Origin of the sequence: Nocardioides sp. JQ2195 (genome assembly GCF_012272695.1) — a bacterium.
In the GTDB taxonomy this organism is placed as follows: domain Bacteria; phylum Actinomycetota; class Actinomycetes; order Propionibacteriales; family Nocardioidaceae; genus Nocardioides.
The window spans coordinates 1,891,260-1,908,806 of sequence record NZ_CP050902.1 but is presented as its reverse complement, the minus strand read 5'-3'; the positions used below and the strand labels follow the sequence as shown (position 1 = coordinate 1,908,806).

The window sequence follows — 17,547 nt, the reverse complement described above, 5'->3', positions numbered from 1 at the left end:
GACAGCGAGGCGCCCCGTCCACCACATGGCGGACGGGGCGCCTTCCTGCGTCCCGAACCCCCGCACCGGGACAGCTCAGGTGGGCGCACCCCGAGGAGCCCAAGGCCGCCTCAGAGGGCGGGACGGAAGGGATCGTGCTCGGCGAGGATCTTGTCGACCCGCGCCTGGTCGAGCCGGGCGTGCACCGCTTGGTTCTCCTGCGCGTCACGCACGCACTTGGCGAGGGTGAAGGACGAGGTGGTCAGGAAGAGGGTGCCCAGGGCCAGGAAGGCCCTGATCCACGGATCGACCGGCAGGTAGCACACCGCCAGGATCATGGTGATCAGCGCGACACCGAAGGAGATGCCGGCCTGCAGGAAGAACGCGTTCGTGGTCTTCGACGGGAGTTCGTTGCTCATGTCCCCAAGACTCCCGGAGGCACGCCGTCGACGTACCCGCCGAACTACCTGTCTTCCCCTGAGTACGCGCACCCATGTGGTCGGATGTGCCCATGAAGCTGTACGCCGATCAACGGCCGCGCCGGACCCGCCAGATCGCCGCCGACATCTTCTTCGTGGCCTGGATGGGGTTCTGGATCTGGCAGGGCATCGGGACCTTCCAGTCGACGATGGACCTCACCACGCCGACCGACCGCACCCGAGTCGCGGCCACGTCGCTGGCTGAGAACATGGGAGAAGCAGCCGACTCCCTCGGTGCGATCCCACTGATCGGCGAGACAGCCGCTTCGCCCTTCCTCCGGGCGCAGGAGTCCGCCCAGGAACTGGCGGACGCCGGCGAGCGCACCGAGCACTCCCTCCGAGTGCTGGCGTGGAAGCTCGGACTCTCCCTCGCTCTTGGCCCCACGGCGCTCTACGGCGCGTTCCACCTGCCACTTCGACTGCGCTTCGTTCGTCGCGCCACGGACGCCGAAGCATGGGTCAGGTCACGGCACGACATCGACCTGCTCGCCCTCCGAGCGCTGTCCCACCGCCCGCTCCACGAGCTGGCCACCGTGAGCACGGATCCCGCAGGCGCCTGGCGGAACGGCGATCCCGCGGTGATCCGTGCCCTCGCCCTGATGGAGCTCGAACACTGCGGCGTCACACCCAGGTCCGACGCCTGACGCACCGACCGCCGCCGGGGAACCACGACGCCCGTGATCCTGCCCGGGGTGGTCGAGCAGGCAGGGGCCAAGCCAGCGGGCGACGCGGTCACGGTCAGGGCACGGTCAGGGCACGGTGTCGGCGGCAGGGCTCGGCCCCACCCTGAGGAATGTTGGAGCCGACCAGCCACGTGAGGCGTACTCCGCCAGCACGGAGGCGGCCACCACTCCCACGTCGTCGGTCTCGACGAGGGCAATCGCCGAGCCGCCGAAGCCACCCCCGGTCATCCGCGCACCCAACGCCCCCGCTGCCCGAGAGCTCTCGACCGCGGCGTCCAGCTCCTCGCAGCTGACTTCGAAGTCGTGGGCCAAGGAGGCGTGCGACGCATCCAGCACCGCCCCGAGCTCCGCCCACTCACCCTCGACGATGGCCTGGTCGGCCGTGTCGACGCGCTCGCCCTCACTGAGCACGTGTCGTGCCCGTCGCATCAGCACGTCATCCTCGAGGCGCGACCAGCTGTCCTGCGCGGCCCGGGCCAGCAACGGCACACCCAGCAGGTGAGCAGCAGCCGCACACTCACGCCGCCTGGCGGCGTACGCGCCGTCTGCGAGGGCATGGCGCACGCCGGTGTCGATCACGAGGAGCTCCAGCCCCACCTCGGCCAAGGGGACGGGGACAGCCCGGACCGAGTCGTCGTGGAAGTCGATGAGGAGTGCATCGCCCTCGGGTGCCAGCATCGCGACCAGCTGGTCCATGCCACCGGTCGGTGCACCGGCCACCTCGGTCTCGGCGCGCCTGCACGCCGTCGCGAGCTCGCGTCGACGGGCCTCGTCGAGGTGCCGGCCGCTCAGCCCGTCCGTGGCCACCGCGACGGCACACTCCAGCGCCGCTGAGCTCGACAGGCCACTACCCACCGGGACGCTGCTGTCGATCAGCAGGTCGACACCGTGGTCGACCTCCATCGCCCACAGCGTGCCCGCGGCGTACGCCGCCCAACCACCCGCCGCGGCGAGGTCCGCGAGGCTCCCGGACCAGGTCTCGTCGACGGTGCGCGAGTGGATGGTGACCACGTCATCATCGCGACGCCGCACCGCGGCGTAGGTCGCGTGGGGGAGTGCCAGCGGCAGGCAACGTCCCCCGTTGTAGTCGGTGTGCTCACCGATCAGGTTGATCCGGCCCGGGGCCCGGCCCACCACCTCGGGCGCCGTGCCGAAGCGAGCGGCAAACGCGTCCGACACCATGCGTCGCCTGCCGGCCGGTTGACCGGGATCCAGGAACTGGCCCGCAGTCGAGGCGGCAGCGGGACCACCAGCGCGATCGGTCATGTCGAACAGGTTAGTCCTGAGCGGTAGATTCATCCGTTGTGCGCTTCCTTCACGACACCACCCCGCCGAACGACCTGACCTACGACGACGTCTTCATGGTGCCGCGCCACTCCGCCGTTGCCAGCCGCTACGACGTGGACCTGTCCACGTCTGACGGCACCGGAGCCACGCTGCCCCTCGTGGTGGCGAACATGACGGCCATCGCCGGCAAGCGGATGGCCGAGACGATCGCCCGTCGCGGTGGGCTCACCGTGATCCCGCAGGACATCCCGATCCCCGTGGTCGCCGAGGTGATCCGGTTCGTGAAGTCACGACACCTGGTCTTCGACACCCCCATCGAGCTGCGCCCGGACCAGACCGTCTCGGAGGCGTTGGCCCTGATGCCCAAGCGCAGCCACCGAGCAGCCGTCGTGGTGGATGGTGGCCGTCCTGTCGGCGTGGTCGGCGAGGCCGACTGCACCGAGGTCGACCGGTTCGCCCAGGTGCGCGACGTGATGAACGCGGGCTTCGTCAAGCTGAGCGCTGATGCCGATCCGCGCATGGCGTTCGACGCCATCGACGCGGCGAGGACTCCGATCGCCGTGGCCGTCGACGACGACGGCGCGCTGGTCGGCGTGCTCACCCGCACCGGTGCGCTGCGCGCCACCCTCTACACCCCGGCGGTCGACGCCAACGGTGGCCTGCGCATCGCCGCGGCGATCGGGGTCAACGGCGACGTGGCCGCCAAGGCCACCGAGCTGGTCGAGGCAGGGGTGGACTGCCTCGTCGTCGACACCGCGCACGGCCACCAGGATCGGATGATCGAGGCCCTCAGGGCAGTCCGGGCGATCAACCCGCGGGTCCCGGTCGCGGCAGGCAACGTCGTCGACGCGGACGGCACCCGCGCCCTGATCGACGCCGGTGCCGACATCGTCAAGGTCGGGGTCGGCCCCGGCGCGATGTGCACCACCCGGATGATGACCGGCGTCGGACGTCCGCAGTTCTCCGCTGTCCTCGAGTGCGCGACCACGGCCCGCGAGCTCGGCAAGCACGTCTGGGCCGACGGGGGAGTGCGTCACCCCCGTGACGTCGCCCTGGCCCTGGCTGCCGGCGCGTCCTCCGTGATGATCGGCTCCTGGTTCGCCGGCACCCACGAGTCGCCGGGCGACCTGCTCACCGACTCCGACGGTCGTGCCTTCAAGGTGTCCTTCGGGATGGCCTCGGCTCGCGCCGTCGCGAACCGTACGTCGACGGAGTCGGCCTACGACCGTGCCCGCAAGGGCCTCTACGAGGAGGGCATCAGCTCGTCGCGGATGTACCTCGACCCACAGCGTCCCGGCGTCGAGGACCTGGTCGACCAGATCTGCTCGGGCGTGCGCTCGTCGTGCACCTATGCCGGTGCGACGTCGCTCGCCGAGTTCCACGACCGAGCAGTCGTCGGCATCCAGTCAGCCGCCGGGTTCCACGAAGGTCGCCCCCTGGCGACCAGCTGGTGAACCATTCCCGGGCCGTTGTCTTGACCAGAACAGGGGATAACACGGTGCCCCCGTGACACTTCTTGTTGCCACTGGATGACTGGGCGGGAAATTTGTGGCATTCCGGTACCCAAGGCCGACGGTCGGTGCAAAGATCGATCAACGGCAGCCTCGTTCGAGGTGTACGGGGGCCACAGACACAGACGAGACGAACAGCCATGAAAGCTTCGGAATCCGGCATCACCCGGCTCCTGCCGGCCACCATCCTCGCAGTCGCCGCAGTGGCGGGTCTGGCAGGTTCCCTGCACTCGCTCGATGCATCCGGCCCGACCGCACGAACCTCCCCTGAGCCACGGGTCGCAACACCGGCGGAGGTCACCGATGCGGCGATCGAGCTCCCCGCGAGCATGACTCGGATCACGTCGAGCGACCCCGAGACCAGTGCCCGACTCCGGGTGGTCGCGGCCTCCACCACCAGGGCGATCCCGCCGGAGGCGCTCGCCGGCTACCAGCGCGCAGCCTCCGTGATCAACGCCTCCGACCCGTCCTGCCACATCGACTGGGAGCTGATCGCGGCCATCGGCCGGGTCGAGTCCGACCACGGACAGCACGGCAGCAGCAGCCTGGACGACAACGGCGTCGCCCGCCCCGCGATCATCGGCGTGGCCCTGAACGGTCGCCGGACCGCACGCATCCCTGACACAGATGCCGGTCAGTACGACCACGACACCGTGCACGACCGCGCCGTCGGTCCGATGCAGTTCATCCCGTCCACATGGTCCATCGTCGGAGTCGACGCCGACGCCGACGGCATCCGCAACCCCCAGGACATCGACGACGCGTCCTTGGCCGCGGCCGTCTACCTGTGCTCCGGCAAGGACGACCTGTCGACCGCCGCAGGACGCAGCTCCGCGGTGTACCGCTACAACCACTCCAAGTCCTACGTCAACGTCGTCCTCGAACTGATGGAGAAGTACGTCGACGGCAACTTCGCAGCGACTCCCACCGCGACGCCGATCTCAGCGTCGATGACAGTCAACAGCTTCCTGGTCGGGTCCTTCCCGGAGTCGGCTGCACGCTCCGCAGTCTGGGTCCCTGACCGCGACGCTCCCTCGACCGCAGCCGTGCACGACAAGGTGCACCGAGCGTCGGGGGGACTCTCGGCGTCGAGCGACTCGACCTTCACCGAGGCCGGTCCCACGACGGAGCCGACCACACCGACGCAGCCGCCCACGGCGGAGCAGCCCACCGAACCCACACCGGCCGATTCCACACCGGCCGAGCCGACAGCTCCCGACGAGCCGACCGGGTCGGAGCAGCCCACCGAGCCGGCACCGGCCGAGCCGACCGCACCGCCCCAGGCGGAGCCGCCCGCTGACCCTGCGCCGACCGAGCCGACGGCACCGCCTGCCGCCGAACCGGCCGAGGAGTCGACCCCTCCCGAAGCCCCGCCGGCGCCCCAGCCTGCCGAGACCGAGGAGAAGCCCAAGCCGGAGCCAGAGGCCCCCAAGGACCAGGCAGGGTCCGACGACCCGTCGACCGGTCCCGACGGCGTCCTGGTCGACGACCCCAGCACTCCCGACGTGGACGAGAGCATCCCGCCGGCCGACGCCCCCTAGCAGGGGCCCGGCGCCCAGCAGCAGGGCCCGGCCCGCACGGAGCGCCGACCTGTCCCATAGCCTCAGCGCGTGAGTTCCTACCTGATCGTGGCTGCGACGGCGGCGGAGGCGGCCTACGTCCCGAGCCATCTGACCAAGGTGATCACCGGCATCGGCAAGACCGCCGCCGCGACTGCCGTGGCGCGTGCGCTGGCCACGGCAGACACCGACGACCTCGAGGTGATCAACATCGGCACCGCGGGGGCACTGCGTGACGGCCTGACTGGTCTCTTCGAACCGGGACAGGTGCTGAACCACGACATCAGCGCAGACGCCCTGCGCTCGCTCGGCTACGACCCCCAGGACCACCTCGTCGTCGGGGACTCCGAGTGCGTGCTGGCCAGCGGCGACGTGTTCGTCACCGATCCCCTCGTGCGGGCGAGGTTGGCGGAGCGGGCCCACCTCGTCGACATGGAGGGCTACGCGGTGGCCTGGGCCGCCCGGCAGGACGCCGTCCCCGTGCGCTTCGTGAAGCATGTCTCGGACAACGCCGACGAGGGCGCCTTCGACTGGACCACGGTGGTCGATGCGAGTGCCCGGGTGCTGGGCGAGTGGCTCGGGGACTCCCTGCTCGGCTGATCAGTTCGGCTGACCTGGTCGGCAGATCAGGTCGGCTGACCTGCCCGGCTGAGCCACGGGCTCGGTCAGCGGCGCCGCTTGCCTGCTGCCGGACCGCGTCGCCCGCCGCTTCGACCCTTGCCACCTTGTGCCGTCCCGGACCCGGGCTTGCCGGACGAGGCCGTCTTCCTGCTCGAGACCGACTTCTTGCTCGATCCCCGCCGTTGCGAGGTGTCCTTCTCGGGCACCGCCTTCCTGCCCCCAGCCTCCGATGCACCGGGGGTGCCGCGCGAGCTCGTGGCCCGGCGGCCCCGGACGATGCCGATGAAGGTCTCCACCCGGTCGTCGTCATGGTCGACTGGCCAGGCCAGCCCGACCTGTGTGGTCGGCACGTCGAGGACCGGTCGGTGCACGAGGTCCTTGCGGTGGTGCAGCCGGGCAACGGACATCGGCACGATGGCCATCCCGGTTCCCGACGCGACCACCTCGAAGGCCTCCTTGAGGCTCATCTCGGGAAACGGCAACCGCTCCACGGTGGCGACCTCGTCCCAGCTCGCAACGTCGCCGGCCACCAGCTGCTCCCCAGCCAGCTCGGCGAGGGGGATCTCGTCGTACGCCGCGACGGGGTGCTCCTTGCCGACCACCACCACGGGCTGTTCCTCGTAGAGCGGGATGAGGTGCAGGCTCTCGCGATCGATCGGCAGCCGGACCAGGGCCATGTCGGCCTCGCCGGCCACCAGCACGGCGCGCTGCTGCGCCTCCTCGACCAGCGCCAGCTCGAGCGGCAGGTCGCTGTGACGCTCGCGCCAGATGCGGGCCCACTTGTCGGGGGTCACCCCGGCGACGAAGGCGATCCGGAAGGGTTCAGTCACTCGCACAGGCTAGCCCCCGACTCCGTGTGATCTCGCTCGCGCTCGGTGCACGACTCAGGCGGGAACGACAACATGTTCCTGTGATGGCGGTTACCTGCCGGTATGTCCGGATTTGAACCCGCTTTGCGCGGCGTGGCCCACTGGATGGACGCCGCTGGCCCTCAGTCAGCAGGCAGCACGTCAACTGAACACCGGACGCGGGACCGCCGTCCACTGCCCACTCCCGCTCCGTCTTCGTCATCGACAACCTCTCACCGGGCAGGCCTGCGCGTCCGTGCACAGCCCAGCAGCAGCCGGCAGGTGAGCACACATGCGCATGCCCCTGCACTCACACCTGCGCCGATCCCTTGTCGGAAGCGCCGCGCTCGGCATCATCCTGTCCACCTCATCCCTCTCCGTCACCGCTCAGGCAGCGTCCGACGGCAAGGCACCGGCGCGGCCGAAGACCGTCGCGTCGGCGGTCACCATCGAACCCCTGCCGCAGTGGGTGCTCCCCGTCTCCGGCTACCACCTCACCGGCACCTTCGGCGCGAGCAGCTCACTGTGGTCCACGACCCACACAGGCCTCGACTTCGCCGCGCCCCTCGGGACGCCGATCGTCTCCGTCACCGACGGTGTGGTCACCGAGGCCGCCTATGACGGTGCGTACGGCTACAGGACCGTGATCCGGATGGCCGACGGCACCGAGCTCTGGTACTGCCACCAGAACAGTCTCCAGACCGCCGTCGGCGAGACGGTCGGCGCTGGAGAGGTCATCGGCGAGGTCGGCGCCACGGGGAACGTGACCGGGCCCCACCTGCACCTCGAAGTGCGTCCGACCCCTGATGTCCCGGTGGATCCCTACGCCACGTTGGTCGAGCACGGGTTGCAGCCCTGACCACCCTGACGTGAACGACGAGGCCCCCGCTCGGCGGGGGCCCTCGACCATCGGGTCAGTGGGTGTCAGTCGCGCACGCGGACCCGGATCGGTTCCGGCTCCGGCTCCTGGGGAATCAGGAGACCGATGGCGTGGAGCACGGCGATCCCGCCGCAGATGCTGGCCCAGACGAGCATGGTGTCCTCCTGTCACAGTCGTGGGAGGCCTGCGTGGCCCCGCCAAGGACAGTCCTGCCCACTTTCCGGGGGATCCACACCTGTGAGCCGCCACACGTCGGGGAGACTTGGTCCATGGCCAGACTCGATCTTCTCCACGACCCCGCCTACCTGGACTTCTGGCGGGCCCGTCATCTCTGCACCGTGACCACACAGCGCTCCGACGGGAGCCTGCACGTGACCCCGATGGGCATCGTGCTCGATCCGGAGCGCGAGGAGGCGTGGGGCATCACCTCTGCCTCGTCGGTGAAGGCTCGCAACCTGGCCGCCTCGGGTGGCGCACCGGTCGCGGTCTGCCAGGTGGCCGGCGCCCACTGGGCCTCCCTGGAGGGGATCGCGCGCATTACCTCCGACCCGGACTCCGTGCGAGAAGCGGAGGAGCGGTACGCCGCGCGCTACAAGGTGCCCCGCCCGAACCCGAACCGGGTGGCACTTCGCATCGGCCTGACCCGCGCCCTGGGTCGCGCTCCCCAATGACGACGACGCCGGCCCCGTCCGGGGCCGGCGTCGTTCATGGGCCAGGTGTCAGTTGGACTCCGTGGTGCGCGTCGGACGAGCACCCAGCTCCTCGTCGAGGCGCAGCAGGCCCGGACCGTCCTCGTTGATCAGCTCGACGCGACCGACGATCTCGCTGACCGTGGCCTCCTCCTCGAGCTGTTCCTCGATGAACCAGTTGAGCAGGGGACGCGAGTCGAGGTCACCGGCCTTCTCCGCAGCACGGTAGAGGTCGCGGATGCTCTCGGACACCCGCTGCTCGTGGCCGAGGGCCGCCTTGAACACGTCGAGCACCGAGGTGCTGGAGACCTTGGGTGCCTTCAGGGCACCGATGCGCGGGTGGTTGTCACGGTCGGCCATGTGATCGATGAACTTGTTGGCGTGCACGATCTCCTCGTCGGCCTGGTGGCGCAACCAGGCGGCCATGCCGGGCAGGTCCTTCAGCTCCAGCTCGATCGCCAGCTGGCGGTAGACCAATGATGCCTCGAACTCGAGGGTGATCTGTTCGTTGAACTTGGTCTCAAGGGTCTTGTTGAGTTTCATGCCGTCACCCTAGGCAGTATCCCGATCCAAATCATCGAAGGTTCGGCTCACCTCATCAACGAATCAGTCCCGTGCTCCTGGCGACCGCCACCGCCGCCGTGCGGGAGTCGACCCTGAGCTTGCCGAACACGTGGACCAGGTGGGACTTCACCGTGGCCTGGCTGAGGAACAGTCGCTCCCCGATCAGCTGGTTGGACAACCCGTCGGCGACGAGCCCCAGCACCTCCAGCTCCCGCGGCGACAGGGACGTGTCGGGTCGCAACGTGCGCCGGACCAGGCGTTGCGCGATCGACGGGGCGAGCACCGTCTCACCCCGTGCGGCCTCCCGGATGCCCGTGGCCAGGGCCGCCGGATCGGCGTCCTTGAGCAGGTAGCCAGCAGCCCCGGCGTCGACCGCTGCGAGCACATCACTCTCCACGTCGTACGTCGTCAGCACCAGGACCTGGGGAGGTGCCGGGAGTGCTCGAATGCGGCGAGTGGCCTCGATGCCGTCCAGCTGCTGACCGAACTGCAGGTCCATCAGGACCACGTCGAAGGACTCGCTCGCGCAGAACGCGACGGCCTCGTCCGCGACAGCAAGCTGGCGCACCACCTCGAGGTCATCCTCGAGGTCGAGCACGGCGGCGAGGCCGGCTCGTACGACGGGGTGGTCGTCACACAGCAGGACACGGATCACTGGAGGTCTCCGGCCGGGAGTCGTGCGGCCAGGGCCGTGCCGTGGCCGGGAGTGGACTCGAGCGCGAAGGAGCCACCGAGCTCGGTGATGCGGTTGCGCATCGAGTCGAGCCCGAAGCCACCGTTCTCGGTGGCCAGTCCGTTGCCGTCGTCGACCACGTCGAGCGCCACCTCGTGGTCGAGGTAGGTCAGCGTCACCGCCAACCGTGCGGCACCGGAGTGCCGCACCGCGTTGCCGACCGCCTCCTGGGCCACCCGCAGCAGGGCGACGTCGTGGCCACCGGGTAGGGCTCGCGGCTCACCGTCGACGCGGAACTCGGTGGCGGGGGAGTCGACCCGCTCGGCGAGCCGGGTCAACGCCTCCGGCAGGGACCGCTCGGCGAGGTCGGCCGGGCCCTGGGAGCGGACCAGCCGGCGAGCCTCGACCAGGTTGGCGGCAGCGACCTCACGGGCCTGGGCGATGAGACTGTCAGCCTGTTCGGGACGCGTGCGCACGTGGCCCTGGGCCGCGCCGAGCAGGAGGTGGATGCTGCTCAGCCCTTGGGCCAGGGTGTCGTGCACCTCGCGGGAGAAGCGCTCACGTTCCTCGAGCTTCCCGCGTCGTTCGCTCTCCTCGTCGGCCGCGCGCAGGCCCAGCACCACCGCGATGGCCACGCCCGCACCGATGACGGGTCCCAGCACCGCCCCGAACTCCCAGGCGCCCCTGTGGTGCGCAAAACCCACGACGGCGACCACGGTGAGTCCGCCGACGACCGGGATCGCGATGCGCCGGGGGAGCACGTCGAGGGCCAGGAAGAAGAGCGGGAAGGCCAGCCAGACGCCCATGGGGGTCAGTGCGACCAGACCCACCCACACCAGGGAGAGCAGGGCACCCCAGGCATGCACCAGCCTCGGCCGGTCACCCAGGCGCAGACCCACGGCGTACACGACAGCGAGCGCCAGGGTGACCACGAGCACCGCGACGTCAGGGCCTGGGTCGATCGCCGAGATCGCGGTGACCAGCAGGAGTGCCGCGACCAACAGGTGGGTGACCAGCTGCACCAGTGGCAGTGCACGGCGCAGCGGAGAGGTCACCGGGCAAGCATAGGCAGGCCGAGGGGCTGGGCCATCAACCAAAAGGTTGATCGAGGTCCCTCCTCACGAGCGACGTGCCCGCGTCCCTTCCCGACCAGACTGGAGCTGTGGCCGTCGGAGAGACGGCCCGAGAGGCTGGAGGAACGAGTTGTACGTCGGATGGCGGGACCTGGTCCATGCACGGGGCCGATTCACCCTGATGGCGGGAGTGGTGATGCTGATCGCCGTCCTCGTCGGGCTCCTGAGCGGGTTGACCCGGGGACTGGCCGACGAGAGCACGTCGGCGATCACCGGGCTGAACGCCGACCGCCTCATCTTCTCCGGCTCGTCCCCGGACTTCACCTCGTCACGGATCAGGCTCGACGCGGGACTCGACGGGGAACCGCTCGGGGTCGCCACCAGCCGGGCCAGCACCGACCTGCACACGGAGCCGGTCACCGTGATGGGCGTGCGCGTCGGATCCTCGATCGCCCCCGACGCCGTCGGAGTCGCGCCCGGAGCTGTCGTGCTCAGTGAGCCGCTGGCCGCCGAGCTGGAGCTCACCGACGGTGACGAGCTGCGGATCGGCAGCAAGACCGTCCTGGTCAGCGCCGTGCGCGGCGACGCCTCCTACTCGCACGTCCCCGTGGCCTGGCTCTCCCTGGGCGACTGGCAGGCGGTGACCGGAGCAGAGGGGTCCGCGACCGTGCTCGCGACCTCCCACTCCGAAGCGCCCTCGGGCCACACGAACGTCTCGCTCGACGACGCGCTCGCCGGCATCGGAGCCTTCACCTCCGAGAACGGCTCGCTCCAGCTGATCCGCGGGTTCCTGTTCGCGATCTCCGCGCTCGTGGTCGGCGCCTTCTTCACCGTCTGGACCATCCAGCGCTCCCGCGACATCGCCGTGCTCAAGGCGCTGGGGGCCTCCACAGGGTTCCTCGTGAGCGATGCCCTGGGCCAGGCACTGCTGCTCCTGGTGGCCGGGATCGGACTGGGCGCCGCGATCGTCTGGCTGCTGGGCGGAGTCGCGCGTGATGCCGTTCCCTTCGTCCTCGACCCGGGCACGATCGGCCTGCCGCTGCTGGCCCTGGTCCTCCTCGGCCTCGTCGGCGCCGCCCTTGCCGTCCGCCGCGTCACCTCTGTCGACCCCCTCACCGCACTCGGGAGTGCCCGATGAACGCCCTGCAGCTGACCGACGTCACCCTGACCTACCCGGACGGCACCTCACGACTGACCGCCGTCGACCACGCCTCACTCACGGTCGCGCGCGGTGAGCTGGTGGCGCTGGTCGGGCCGTCCGGCTCCGGCAAGTCGTCCCTGCTGGCCGTGGCGGCCACCCTGATCACCCCCGACTCAGGGCAGGTGCTGGTCGACGGGATCGACACCGGTCCGCTCTCACGCCGTGCCCGTACGGCGTTGCGCCGTGAGCACATCGGGTTGGTCTTCCAGCAGCCCAACCTGATCGACTCGCTCAGTGCCCTGGACCAGCTGACGGTGACCGCGACGCTTGCCGGTCGGCCACGCCGTGGCGCGGAGGCCGAGGCCAGGGAGCTCCTCGCCCGCGTCGGCCTGGCGGGCCAGGAGGGTCGACTGCCCGCGCAGCTGTCCGGCGGACAACGCCAGCGCATCAACATCGCACGAGCACTGATGGGCTCACCCGCGCTGCTGCTGGTCGACGAACCGACCTCGGCGCTCGACCACGAGCGTGGGGCGGCCGTCATGCAGCTGATCCGGGAGATCACCACGTCGTTGGGAGTCGGCACGGTCCTGGTCACGCACGACATCGGCCACCTGACCGACGGGGACCGGATCGTCGAGTGCCACGACGGCAGGTTGGGCGCACCTGCGGTGGGAGCAGGTGCATTCATCTGACCGGCGTCCCGGGAAGATCGTCCCGGAGGGCGTGTCGAAGGTCTTTCAGCAGCCGACGCCCGTCCAGTCGAGGTCTACCTCGCGATGCCGCCCGGACCCCACGTCGTACGCCGAGCAGTAGCGCGTGCTCGAGAGCACCTGGCGGTTCTCGTGACCACTATGAACGAAACGTTGATGACGACCGTGATGCGGGTCACGGTGCTCGGGTCCGGACCGGCCGGGCGAAGGAGAGCAGAGGAGCACCTATGCGCAACGCACGTTCATTGACACCCCACCGGGGACCACGGATCCGGGCCAGGAACTGGATGGCCGGGGCGGTGGCCCTGGGCGTGGGGCTGACCGGTCTGGCCGCCCTGGGCACGACGCCGGTGGCGGCCGTGCCCTCCGACCCCGACCTGCCCGGCGTGGACTGTCCGGAGTCGTTGCCGGCCGGGACTGACTGCTACTCGGGGATCCAGCCGTCCGGTGCCTACTACTCGATCGCCGTGCCGGACGACTGGAACGGCGGACTGGTGGTGCACGCCCACGGCGGCCCCGGGCTCGGTGATGCCGATCCCGACAGGACGGGTGACGACCTCGATCGCTGGTCGGTGATGGTCTCCGAGGGGTATGCCTGGGTCGCGTCCTCCTACCGTCGCGGTGGTTACGGTGCGCAGATGGCGGCGGCCGACACCGAGCAGGCGCGCCAGCTCTTCGTGGACGCGTTCGGAGAGCCGGCCACCACGATCCTGCACGGCCAGTCCTGGGGCGGTGACGTCGCGGCGAAGACCATCGAGCTCTACGGGCAGCCCGGCGCCGGTCGCTACGACGGTGCGCTCATGACCAACGGCGTCCTGGGTGGCGGCACGCGCGGCTACGACTACCGCTTGGACCTGCGGGTCGTCTACCAGCACTACTGCGGCAACCACCCACGGCCCAGCGAGCCGCAGTACGAGCTCTGGCGCGGGCTGCCCGCCGACTCGTCGATGACGAACGCGGACCTGCGTCGGCGCGTGCAGGAGTGCACCGGCTACGAGTCGGCGCCAGCGGATCGCACACCACAGCAGCGTCAGAACCTCGCCAACATCCTCTCGGTCGTGCAGATCCCCGAGCGCACGCTCTTCTCCCACCTCAAGTTCGCGACCTTCACGTTCCGCGACATCGTCCACGAGCGCCTCGACGACCGGAACCCGTTCACCAACCGCGGCGTGCGCTACAGCGGCTCGGACGACGACCGGGCCCTCAACCGCGCCGTCGCACGGTACGACGCCGACCGGGCGGCTCGGCGGGACCTGTCCTTCGACAGCGACCTCACCGGTGAGATCTCGATCCCGGTGCTGACGATGCACGCGATCGACGACCCGACCGCGTTCGTCGAGCACGAGTCCGCCTACCGTGCCTCCGTCACCAACGCCGGCAACGCCGACCACCTCGTGCAGGCGTTCACCCGGGAGCGTGAGCACAGCACGCTCAGCGCCTCCGGCTACGCCACCGCGGTCAACGCGCTGCAGGGGTGGATCACCGCCGGCGAGCGCCCGTCGCCCCGGACCCTCGCGGACGCCTGCCCGTCGTACGACGAGACCTATGGTCAGGGCTGCTTCTTCGATCCGTCGTTCCGTCCGGACTCGTACTTCTCGAGAGTGTCACCGAGGCCCGGGCACACCCGCTGGCCGGCGATCACCCAGCGGCAGTTCGAGGCGTGGCAGGCGGTCGGCGGCATCGGCATCGACTTCCAGGACGATCGCAACGCCGGTGAGGGCTGAGGCTCGACCTGCCGCAGGACCCGGAGTCAGGAGGTCCAAGGTCCTCGCCAGGACGTGACGGCAGACCCTGCAGTCCGGGCTCCTCGTCGGCGAGCCTCGAAGCCGGGCCCCGTTCCGAGGCGGGCCGCCGGTCGACAAGGAGAGCATGATGGTCAACGAACGCTGGTACGCCACCCACTTCAAGGAGCTGGCGTTCACGGAGTGCCTGCAGCTGCTGGGCTCCAGCCCCGGTGGTCGCGTGGCCTACTCCTCCGACGAGGGGCCGGTGGTCCTCCCCGTGAACCACGTGATGGACGGCGAGGACATCCTCTTCCGGACGTCCCCCCACACCGAGCTCGGACGGGCGATGCGGTCGGGGCACGTCGCCTTCGAGGTCGACGAGTTCGACGAGGTGAGCCGGACCGGTTGGAGCGTCCTCGTGCGCGGCGATGCCGAGTACGACGACTCCGACGTGCTCCTCCCGGAGGACCGACCGGGGCCCTGGGCCGCCGGGACACGCAACCTGGTCGTGCGGATCAGGCCGCGACTCGTGACCGGACGGCGACTGCTCGCGCGCTGAGGTCACCCAGGCAGGTCCACGTCCGCGCCGGGGGTCCGACCTGCTCCTTCGGCACCACCGTTGTCGAGGTGTCGCGGCGCGACGTGCTCATCGGTGGCCTTCCCTCAGACCGGGAGCAGCCTCCGACCCGAGATGGCGCGCCCGCTGATCCGGATGAGGAGCGGCCGGGACCCACCGGCCCAGGAGCGCGGCGCGTCGAGGAAGGCGGGCAGGTCGTAGGGGTCGACCCGCACGGCGGGCCCGCGCACGAGGACACTCCAGCCGCTCTCGTTGAAGGCATCGAACTCGTCGACCTGCAGGGCGAGCTCGCTCGAGCCGAGGTGGTGTGCGAGCTCCGTGGTGGGGGCGGTCCGCAGCAACACGTCCGTTCCGTCCAGGTGATAGTTCACCGGGACGACCACCGGCCCGGTCCGGGTCGAGTAGGCAACCCGTCCCACGCGGGAACCGCCGAGCAGCTCGAGGCACTCGTGTTGTGTGAGCTCGAGCAGGCGTCCCGGGAACCACGCCTCCTCCGGGTTCATCGGAGTCCTCCGCGCTCGAGGTCGACGCCGTGGTCCGGGACCACGACGACGGGACACTCCGAGTGGCACATGATCGCCCGAGAGGTCGACCCCAGCCGACGCCGACTGCGCGCGACCACGATCAGCTGGGCGTGACGCGCAGCCTGGAGCAGAGCGTCCGCCGCGGTCGTGCCACCGGAGCACAGGCTGGCCGTCACCCACGGATAGCGCTCCGTCCACGATGCCAACCTGCCCTCGACGGATTCCTTGGTCGCTTGCTCGTACAGCACTGTCGCCTCGGCGTCACAGGTCGTGACAGGGGGCACCTGCCACGCACACACGACGGTCAACGGCACCCCGAGCGCGTCGGCTCGGGCGAAGGCGAACTCCGTGGCAGCCGCTTCCGGACCATCCCCGTGACTCGCAGCGTCGGGGGAGAGTCCCAGCACCAGCGGGGCTGCCGCGAAGCGCGCCTGCATCCACGCCTCGGGAACCACCACGACCGGCACCGTTGACTGCTCGGCCAGCTGGGCGGAGACGCCACCGGCCAACGCTCGCGCCATCCGCCCCATGCCCCGGTGCCCGACCACCAACAGCTCCGCGTCCGCCGCGGCCGACAGCAGGGCGGGCACGACAGGTCCGAGCGTGGTCAGTGACATCACCTGCTGCAGGGTCAGCTGCCGGGCCAGGACGGAGAGGTCATGGGCGGGCCGGGCCGGGGACGGGGTCCTCTCCTCGTGCGCCGTCACCAGCTTCACCAGTCGACCGGTGGACTCCGCCTCCTGGACCGCCCAGACGACAGCTGAGGCCGATCGTCCGTCCGGACTGGCACCCACCACGACGCTGCCGTTCCTGCGTGGTTCCGCGTTGAGTTGCCGCGCGGTCAGTGCTTGTCGAACGTCCATGGTGGGCTCCTGGCTCGGTGCGCTTGGTCAGCTCCGACGATTCCGCAGGACCGTCCGGGCCGGGAGGGCCCGTGGTCCCGGGCCGAACGGTCCAAGGGCCCGGCGTCAGCCCATCACCGCCGTGGCGACCGCGAAGTAGATGAGCAGGGTCAGCAGGTCCTGGACCACGGTCGCAAGCGGTCCGCTGCCGAAGGCAGGGTCCACCCCGGATCGCGTCATCGACCAGGGCAGCGCGGCTGCGACCACGGTGGAGACGCCGCACGCGGCGAACAGGGCCACCGCAACCGCGATCGCAACCTCCGCATCTCCCATGGCGAGCCAGATGGCCGGCAGGCTCACCACGGCGAGCAGACCGCCGAGAACCGGGCCGGTCCGCGCCTCGAGCAGCACCGCGCGGCCCAGCGGGGCACCGACGGAGAAGCCACGCACCAGGAGCGCCTCGGTCTGGGTGCCCACCGCGTCCGCCAGGTAGACCACGCCAGGGATGAAGAACGCGAGCCGGACGTCCGCTGCGATCGGGCCCTCGAACAGACCAACCACCCACGCCGACACGGCCGCACCGAGCAGACCGAGCGACAACCAGGGAAGACGGTGCCAGAGACGGCGGGCGACCGGCTCCTCGATGGCCGAGCGGGCGGACTCCGTGGTGGCGAGATAGCCACCGAGCCGGGCGAAGTCGGTGTCGTGCGCATGCAGCAACGCCTCCACGAGGTGCGCCGGGGTAACCAGTCCGCGGAAGCGGCCGTCGTCGTCGACGACCGCCACACTCGTCTCGCCGTGGCGCACTGCCTTCCACGCGGCGTGCTCCGGGAGCACCTCTCCACCGATGACTGGGGGGTCGGCGTCCATCAGGGAACGGACGGGCGTGGTGCTCGCCTCCCGGACGAGGGTGCGCAGCGGAACCAGACCAACCAGGCGACGGGCTGACTGTGGCCCCTCGCACACGGCGATGTCGTCAACTGCTTCGAAGGAACTGCCCCGAAGACCGGTCAGGACATCATCGACGAGGTCGTCCGGGTGGCACACCGGCACCTCCCGGGCGATGAACGGCTCGAGCGGACCGTCAGTCAGGCCCTCCTCGGCGATCTCGGTGCGCAGGGCCTCCATGGCGCCTCCCTCCTGCCCGCCATCCTGGAGGTGGAGACCGGCTCTGCCTCAGGGC

General features: G+C 70.3%; 19 protein-coding genes. 10 read left to right on the top strand and 9 right to left on the bottom strand.

Annotated features, from left to right (window positions below):
• Positions 1–110 precede the first annotated feature (110 nt).
• Positions 111–398, bottom strand: a complete 288-nt coding sequence (locus ncot_RS09095) for a YiaA/YiaB family inner membrane protein (RefSeq protein WP_168617324.1) — start codon at positions 396–398, stop codon at positions 111–113.
• A 92-nt stretch (positions 399–490) separates the two neighbouring features.
• Here ncot_RS09095 and ncot_RS09090 point away from each other — a divergent pair, with 92 nt between their 5' ends.
• Positions 491–1,102 (top strand): hypothetical protein, encoded by a 612-nt coding sequence (locus tag ncot_RS09090; RefSeq protein ID WP_168617323.1) that lies wholly within the window; start codon positions 491–493, stop codon positions 1,100–1,102.
• Between the two features lie 105 nt (positions 1,103–1,207).
• On the opposite strand, the gene galK is transcribed toward ncot_RS09090, so the two are convergent.
• Positions 1,208–2,407: a galactokinase gene (galK, locus tag ncot_RS09085; protein WP_240938145.1), complete on the bottom strand. Its 1,200-nt coding sequence runs from the start codon at positions 2,405–2,407 to the stop codon at positions 1,208–1,210.
• Positions 2,408–2,445: 38 nt separating this feature from the next.
• On the opposite strand from galK, the gene ncot_RS09080 reads away from it, so the two are divergent.
• The 3 genes from ncot_RS09080 to ncot_RS09070 all read left to right on the top strand — a co-directional run bounded on the left by ncot_RS09080 (position 2,446) and on the right by ncot_RS09070 (position 6,098).
• Complete coding sequence (locus ncot_RS09080; RefSeq protein WP_168617322.1) at positions 2,446–3,882, top strand: GuaB1 family IMP dehydrogenase-related protein; 1,437 nt, start codon at positions 2,446–2,448, stop codon at positions 3,880–3,882.
• 197 nt (positions 3,883–4,079) lie between these two features.
• Positions 4,080–5,480, top strand: a complete 1,401-nt coding sequence (locus tag ncot_RS09075; RefSeq protein ID WP_168617321.1) for a lytic transglycosylase domain-containing protein — start codon at positions 4,080–4,082, stop codon at positions 5,478–5,480.
• 69 nt (positions 5,481–5,549) lie between these two features.
• The gene (locus ncot_RS09070) at positions 5,550–6,098 is read left to right on the top strand and encodes a nucleosidase (protein WP_168617320.1); all 549 of its coding nucleotides are present in this window, start codon (positions 5,550–5,552) and stop codon (positions 6,096–6,098) included.
• Positions 6,099–6,163: 65 nt separating this feature from the next.
• Here the strand turns inward: ncot_RS09070 and ncot_RS09065 are convergent, their stop codons facing one another.
• Entirely contained in the window at positions 6,164–6,949 is a 786-nt protein-coding gene (locus tag ncot_RS09065) for a LysR family substrate-binding domain-containing protein (RefSeq protein ID WP_168617319.1), read from the bottom strand.
• A 310-nt stretch (positions 6,950–7,259) separates the two neighbouring features.
• Here ncot_RS09065 and ncot_RS09060 point away from each other — a divergent pair, with 310 nt between their 5' ends.
• On the top strand, positions 7,260–7,826 hold the full coding sequence (locus ncot_RS09060; RefSeq protein ID WP_168617318.1) for a M23 family metallopeptidase: 567 nt from the start codon (positions 7,260–7,262) through the stop codon (positions 7,824–7,826).
• A gap of 290 nt (positions 7,827–8,116) precedes the next feature.
• Complete coding sequence (locus tag ncot_RS09055; protein ID WP_168617317.1) at positions 8,117–8,518, top strand: TIGR03618 family F420-dependent PPOX class oxidoreductase; 402 nt, start codon at positions 8,117–8,119, stop codon at positions 8,516–8,518.
• 48 nt (positions 8,519–8,566) lie between these two features.
• Here the strand turns inward: ncot_RS09055 and ncot_RS09050 are convergent, their stop codons facing one another.
• Genes ncot_RS09050 through ncot_RS09040 form a run of 3 tightly spaced genes read right to left on the bottom strand, consistent with a single transcriptional unit; the run spans position 8,567 to position 10,828 of the window.
• Positions 8,567–9,079, bottom strand: a complete 513-nt coding sequence (locus tag ncot_RS09050) for a ferritin (protein ID WP_168617316.1) — start codon at positions 9,077–9,079, stop codon at positions 8,567–8,569.
• 55 nt (positions 9,080–9,134) lie between these two features.
• On the bottom strand, positions 9,135–9,755 hold the full coding sequence (locus tag ncot_RS09045; protein WP_168617315.1) for a response regulator transcription factor: 621 nt from the start codon (positions 9,753–9,755) through the stop codon (positions 9,135–9,137).
• Positions 9,752–10,828, bottom strand: a complete 1,077-nt coding sequence (locus ncot_RS09040) for a sensor histidine kinase (protein WP_206065256.1) — start codon at positions 10,826–10,828, stop codon at positions 9,752–9,754. Before ncot_RS09040 ends, ncot_RS09045 begins: the two co-directional genes overlap by 4 nt.
• Before the next feature lie 199 nt (positions 10,829–11,027).
• Here ncot_RS09040 and ncot_RS09035 point away from each other — a divergent pair, with 199 nt between their 5' ends.
• From ncot_RS09035 to ncot_RS09020, 4 genes are all read left to right on the top strand, one after another.
• Positions 11,028–11,984, top strand: coding sequence for an FtsX-like permease family protein (locus ncot_RS09035; RefSeq protein WP_240938144.1), 957 nt, complete (start codon positions 11,028–11,030; stop codon positions 11,982–11,984).
• Entirely contained in the window at positions 11,981–12,679 is a 699-nt protein-coding gene (locus tag ncot_RS09030; protein WP_168617313.1) for an ABC transporter ATP-binding protein, read from the top strand. The genes ncot_RS09035 and ncot_RS09030 overlap by 4 nt, the downstream gene beginning before the upstream one ends.
• Before the next feature lie 245 nt (positions 12,680–12,924).
• Positions 12,925–14,421, top strand: a complete 1,497-nt coding sequence (locus ncot_RS09025; RefSeq protein ID WP_168617312.1) for a hypothetical protein — start codon at positions 12,925–12,927, stop codon at positions 14,419–14,421.
• Positions 14,422–14,566: 145 nt separating this feature from the next.
• Positions 14,567–14,980 (top strand): pyridoxamine 5'-phosphate oxidase family protein, encoded by a 414-nt coding sequence (locus tag ncot_RS09020; protein ID WP_168617311.1) that lies wholly within the window; start codon positions 14,567–14,569, stop codon positions 14,978–14,980.
• Between the two features lie 104 nt (positions 14,981–15,084).
• Here the strand turns inward: ncot_RS09020 and ncot_RS09015 are convergent, their stop codons facing one another.
• The 3 genes from ncot_RS09015 to ncot_RS09005 all read right to left on the bottom strand — a co-directional run bounded on the left by ncot_RS09015 (position 15,085) and on the right by ncot_RS09005 (position 17,492).
• Positions 15,085–15,501, bottom strand: coding sequence for a pyridoxamine 5'-phosphate oxidase family protein (locus tag ncot_RS09015; protein WP_168617310.1), 417 nt, complete (start codon positions 15,499–15,501; stop codon positions 15,085–15,087).
• A complete protein-coding gene (locus ncot_RS09010) occupies positions 15,498–16,385 on the bottom strand; it encodes a universal stress protein (RefSeq protein ID WP_168617309.1) in 888 nt (295 codons plus the stop codon). The genes ncot_RS09015 and ncot_RS09010 overlap by 4 nt, the downstream gene beginning before the upstream one ends.
• A gap of 105 nt (positions 16,386–16,490) precedes the next feature.
• A complete protein-coding gene (locus ncot_RS09005; protein WP_168617308.1) occupies positions 16,491–17,492 on the bottom strand; it encodes a magnesium transporter in 1,002 nt (333 codons plus the stop codon).
• Positions 17,493–17,547 lie beyond the last annotated feature (55 nt).

Bases quoted from the DNA above. Each gene is read 5' to 3' on its own strand.
- ncot_RS09020 (WP_168617311.1), top strand. From the start codon at position 14,567: ATGATGGTCAACGAACGCTGGTACGCCACCCACTTCAAGGAGCTGGCG.
- ncot_RS09075 (WP_168617321.1), top strand. From the start codon at position 4,080: ATGAAAGCTTCGGAATCCGGCATCACCCGGCTCCTGCCGGCCACCATC.
- ncot_RS09050 (WP_168617316.1), bottom strand. From the start codon at position 9,079: ATGAAACTCAACAAGACCCTTGAGACCAAGTTCAACGAACAGATCACC.
- ncot_RS09095 (WP_168617324.1), bottom strand. From the start codon at position 398: ATGAGCAACGAACTCCCGTCGAAGACCACGAACGCGTTCTTCCTGCAG.
- galK (WP_240938145.1), bottom strand. From the start codon at position 2,407: ATGACCGATCGCGCTGGTGGTCCCGCTGCCGCCTCGACTGCGGGCCAG.
- ncot_RS09060 (WP_168617318.1), top strand. From the start codon at position 7,260: ATGCGCATGCCCCTGCACTCACACCTGCGCCGATCCCTTGTCGGAAGC.
- ncot_RS09025 (WP_168617312.1), top strand. From the start codon at position 12,925: ATGCGCAACGCACGTTCATTGACACCCCACCGGGGACCACGGATCCGG.
- ncot_RS09055 (WP_168617317.1), top strand. From the start codon at position 8,117: ATGGCCAGACTCGATCTTCTCCACGACCCCGCCTACCTGGACTTCTGG.
- ncot_RS09010 (WP_168617309.1), bottom strand. From the start codon at position 16,385: ATGGACGTTCGACAAGCACTGACCGCGCGGCAACTCAACGCGGAACCA.
- ncot_RS09035 (WP_240938144.1), top strand. From the start codon at position 11,028: ATGGCGGGAGTGGTGATGCTGATCGCCGTCCTCGTCGGGCTCCTGAGC.
- ncot_RS09090 (WP_168617323.1), top strand. From the start codon at position 491: ATGAAGCTGTACGCCGATCAACGGCCGCGCCGGACCCGCCAGATCGCC.
- ncot_RS09005 (WP_168617308.1), bottom strand. From the start codon at position 17,492: ATGGAGGCCCTGCGCACCGAGATCGCCGAGGAGGGCCTGACTGACGGT.
- ncot_RS09030 (WP_168617313.1), top strand. From the start codon at position 11,981: ATGAACGCCCTGCAGCTGACCGACGTCACCCTGACCTACCCGGACGGC.
- ncot_RS09015 (WP_168617310.1), bottom strand. From the start codon at position 15,501: ATGAACCCGGAGGAGGCGTGGTTCCCGGGACGCCTGCTCGAGCTCACA.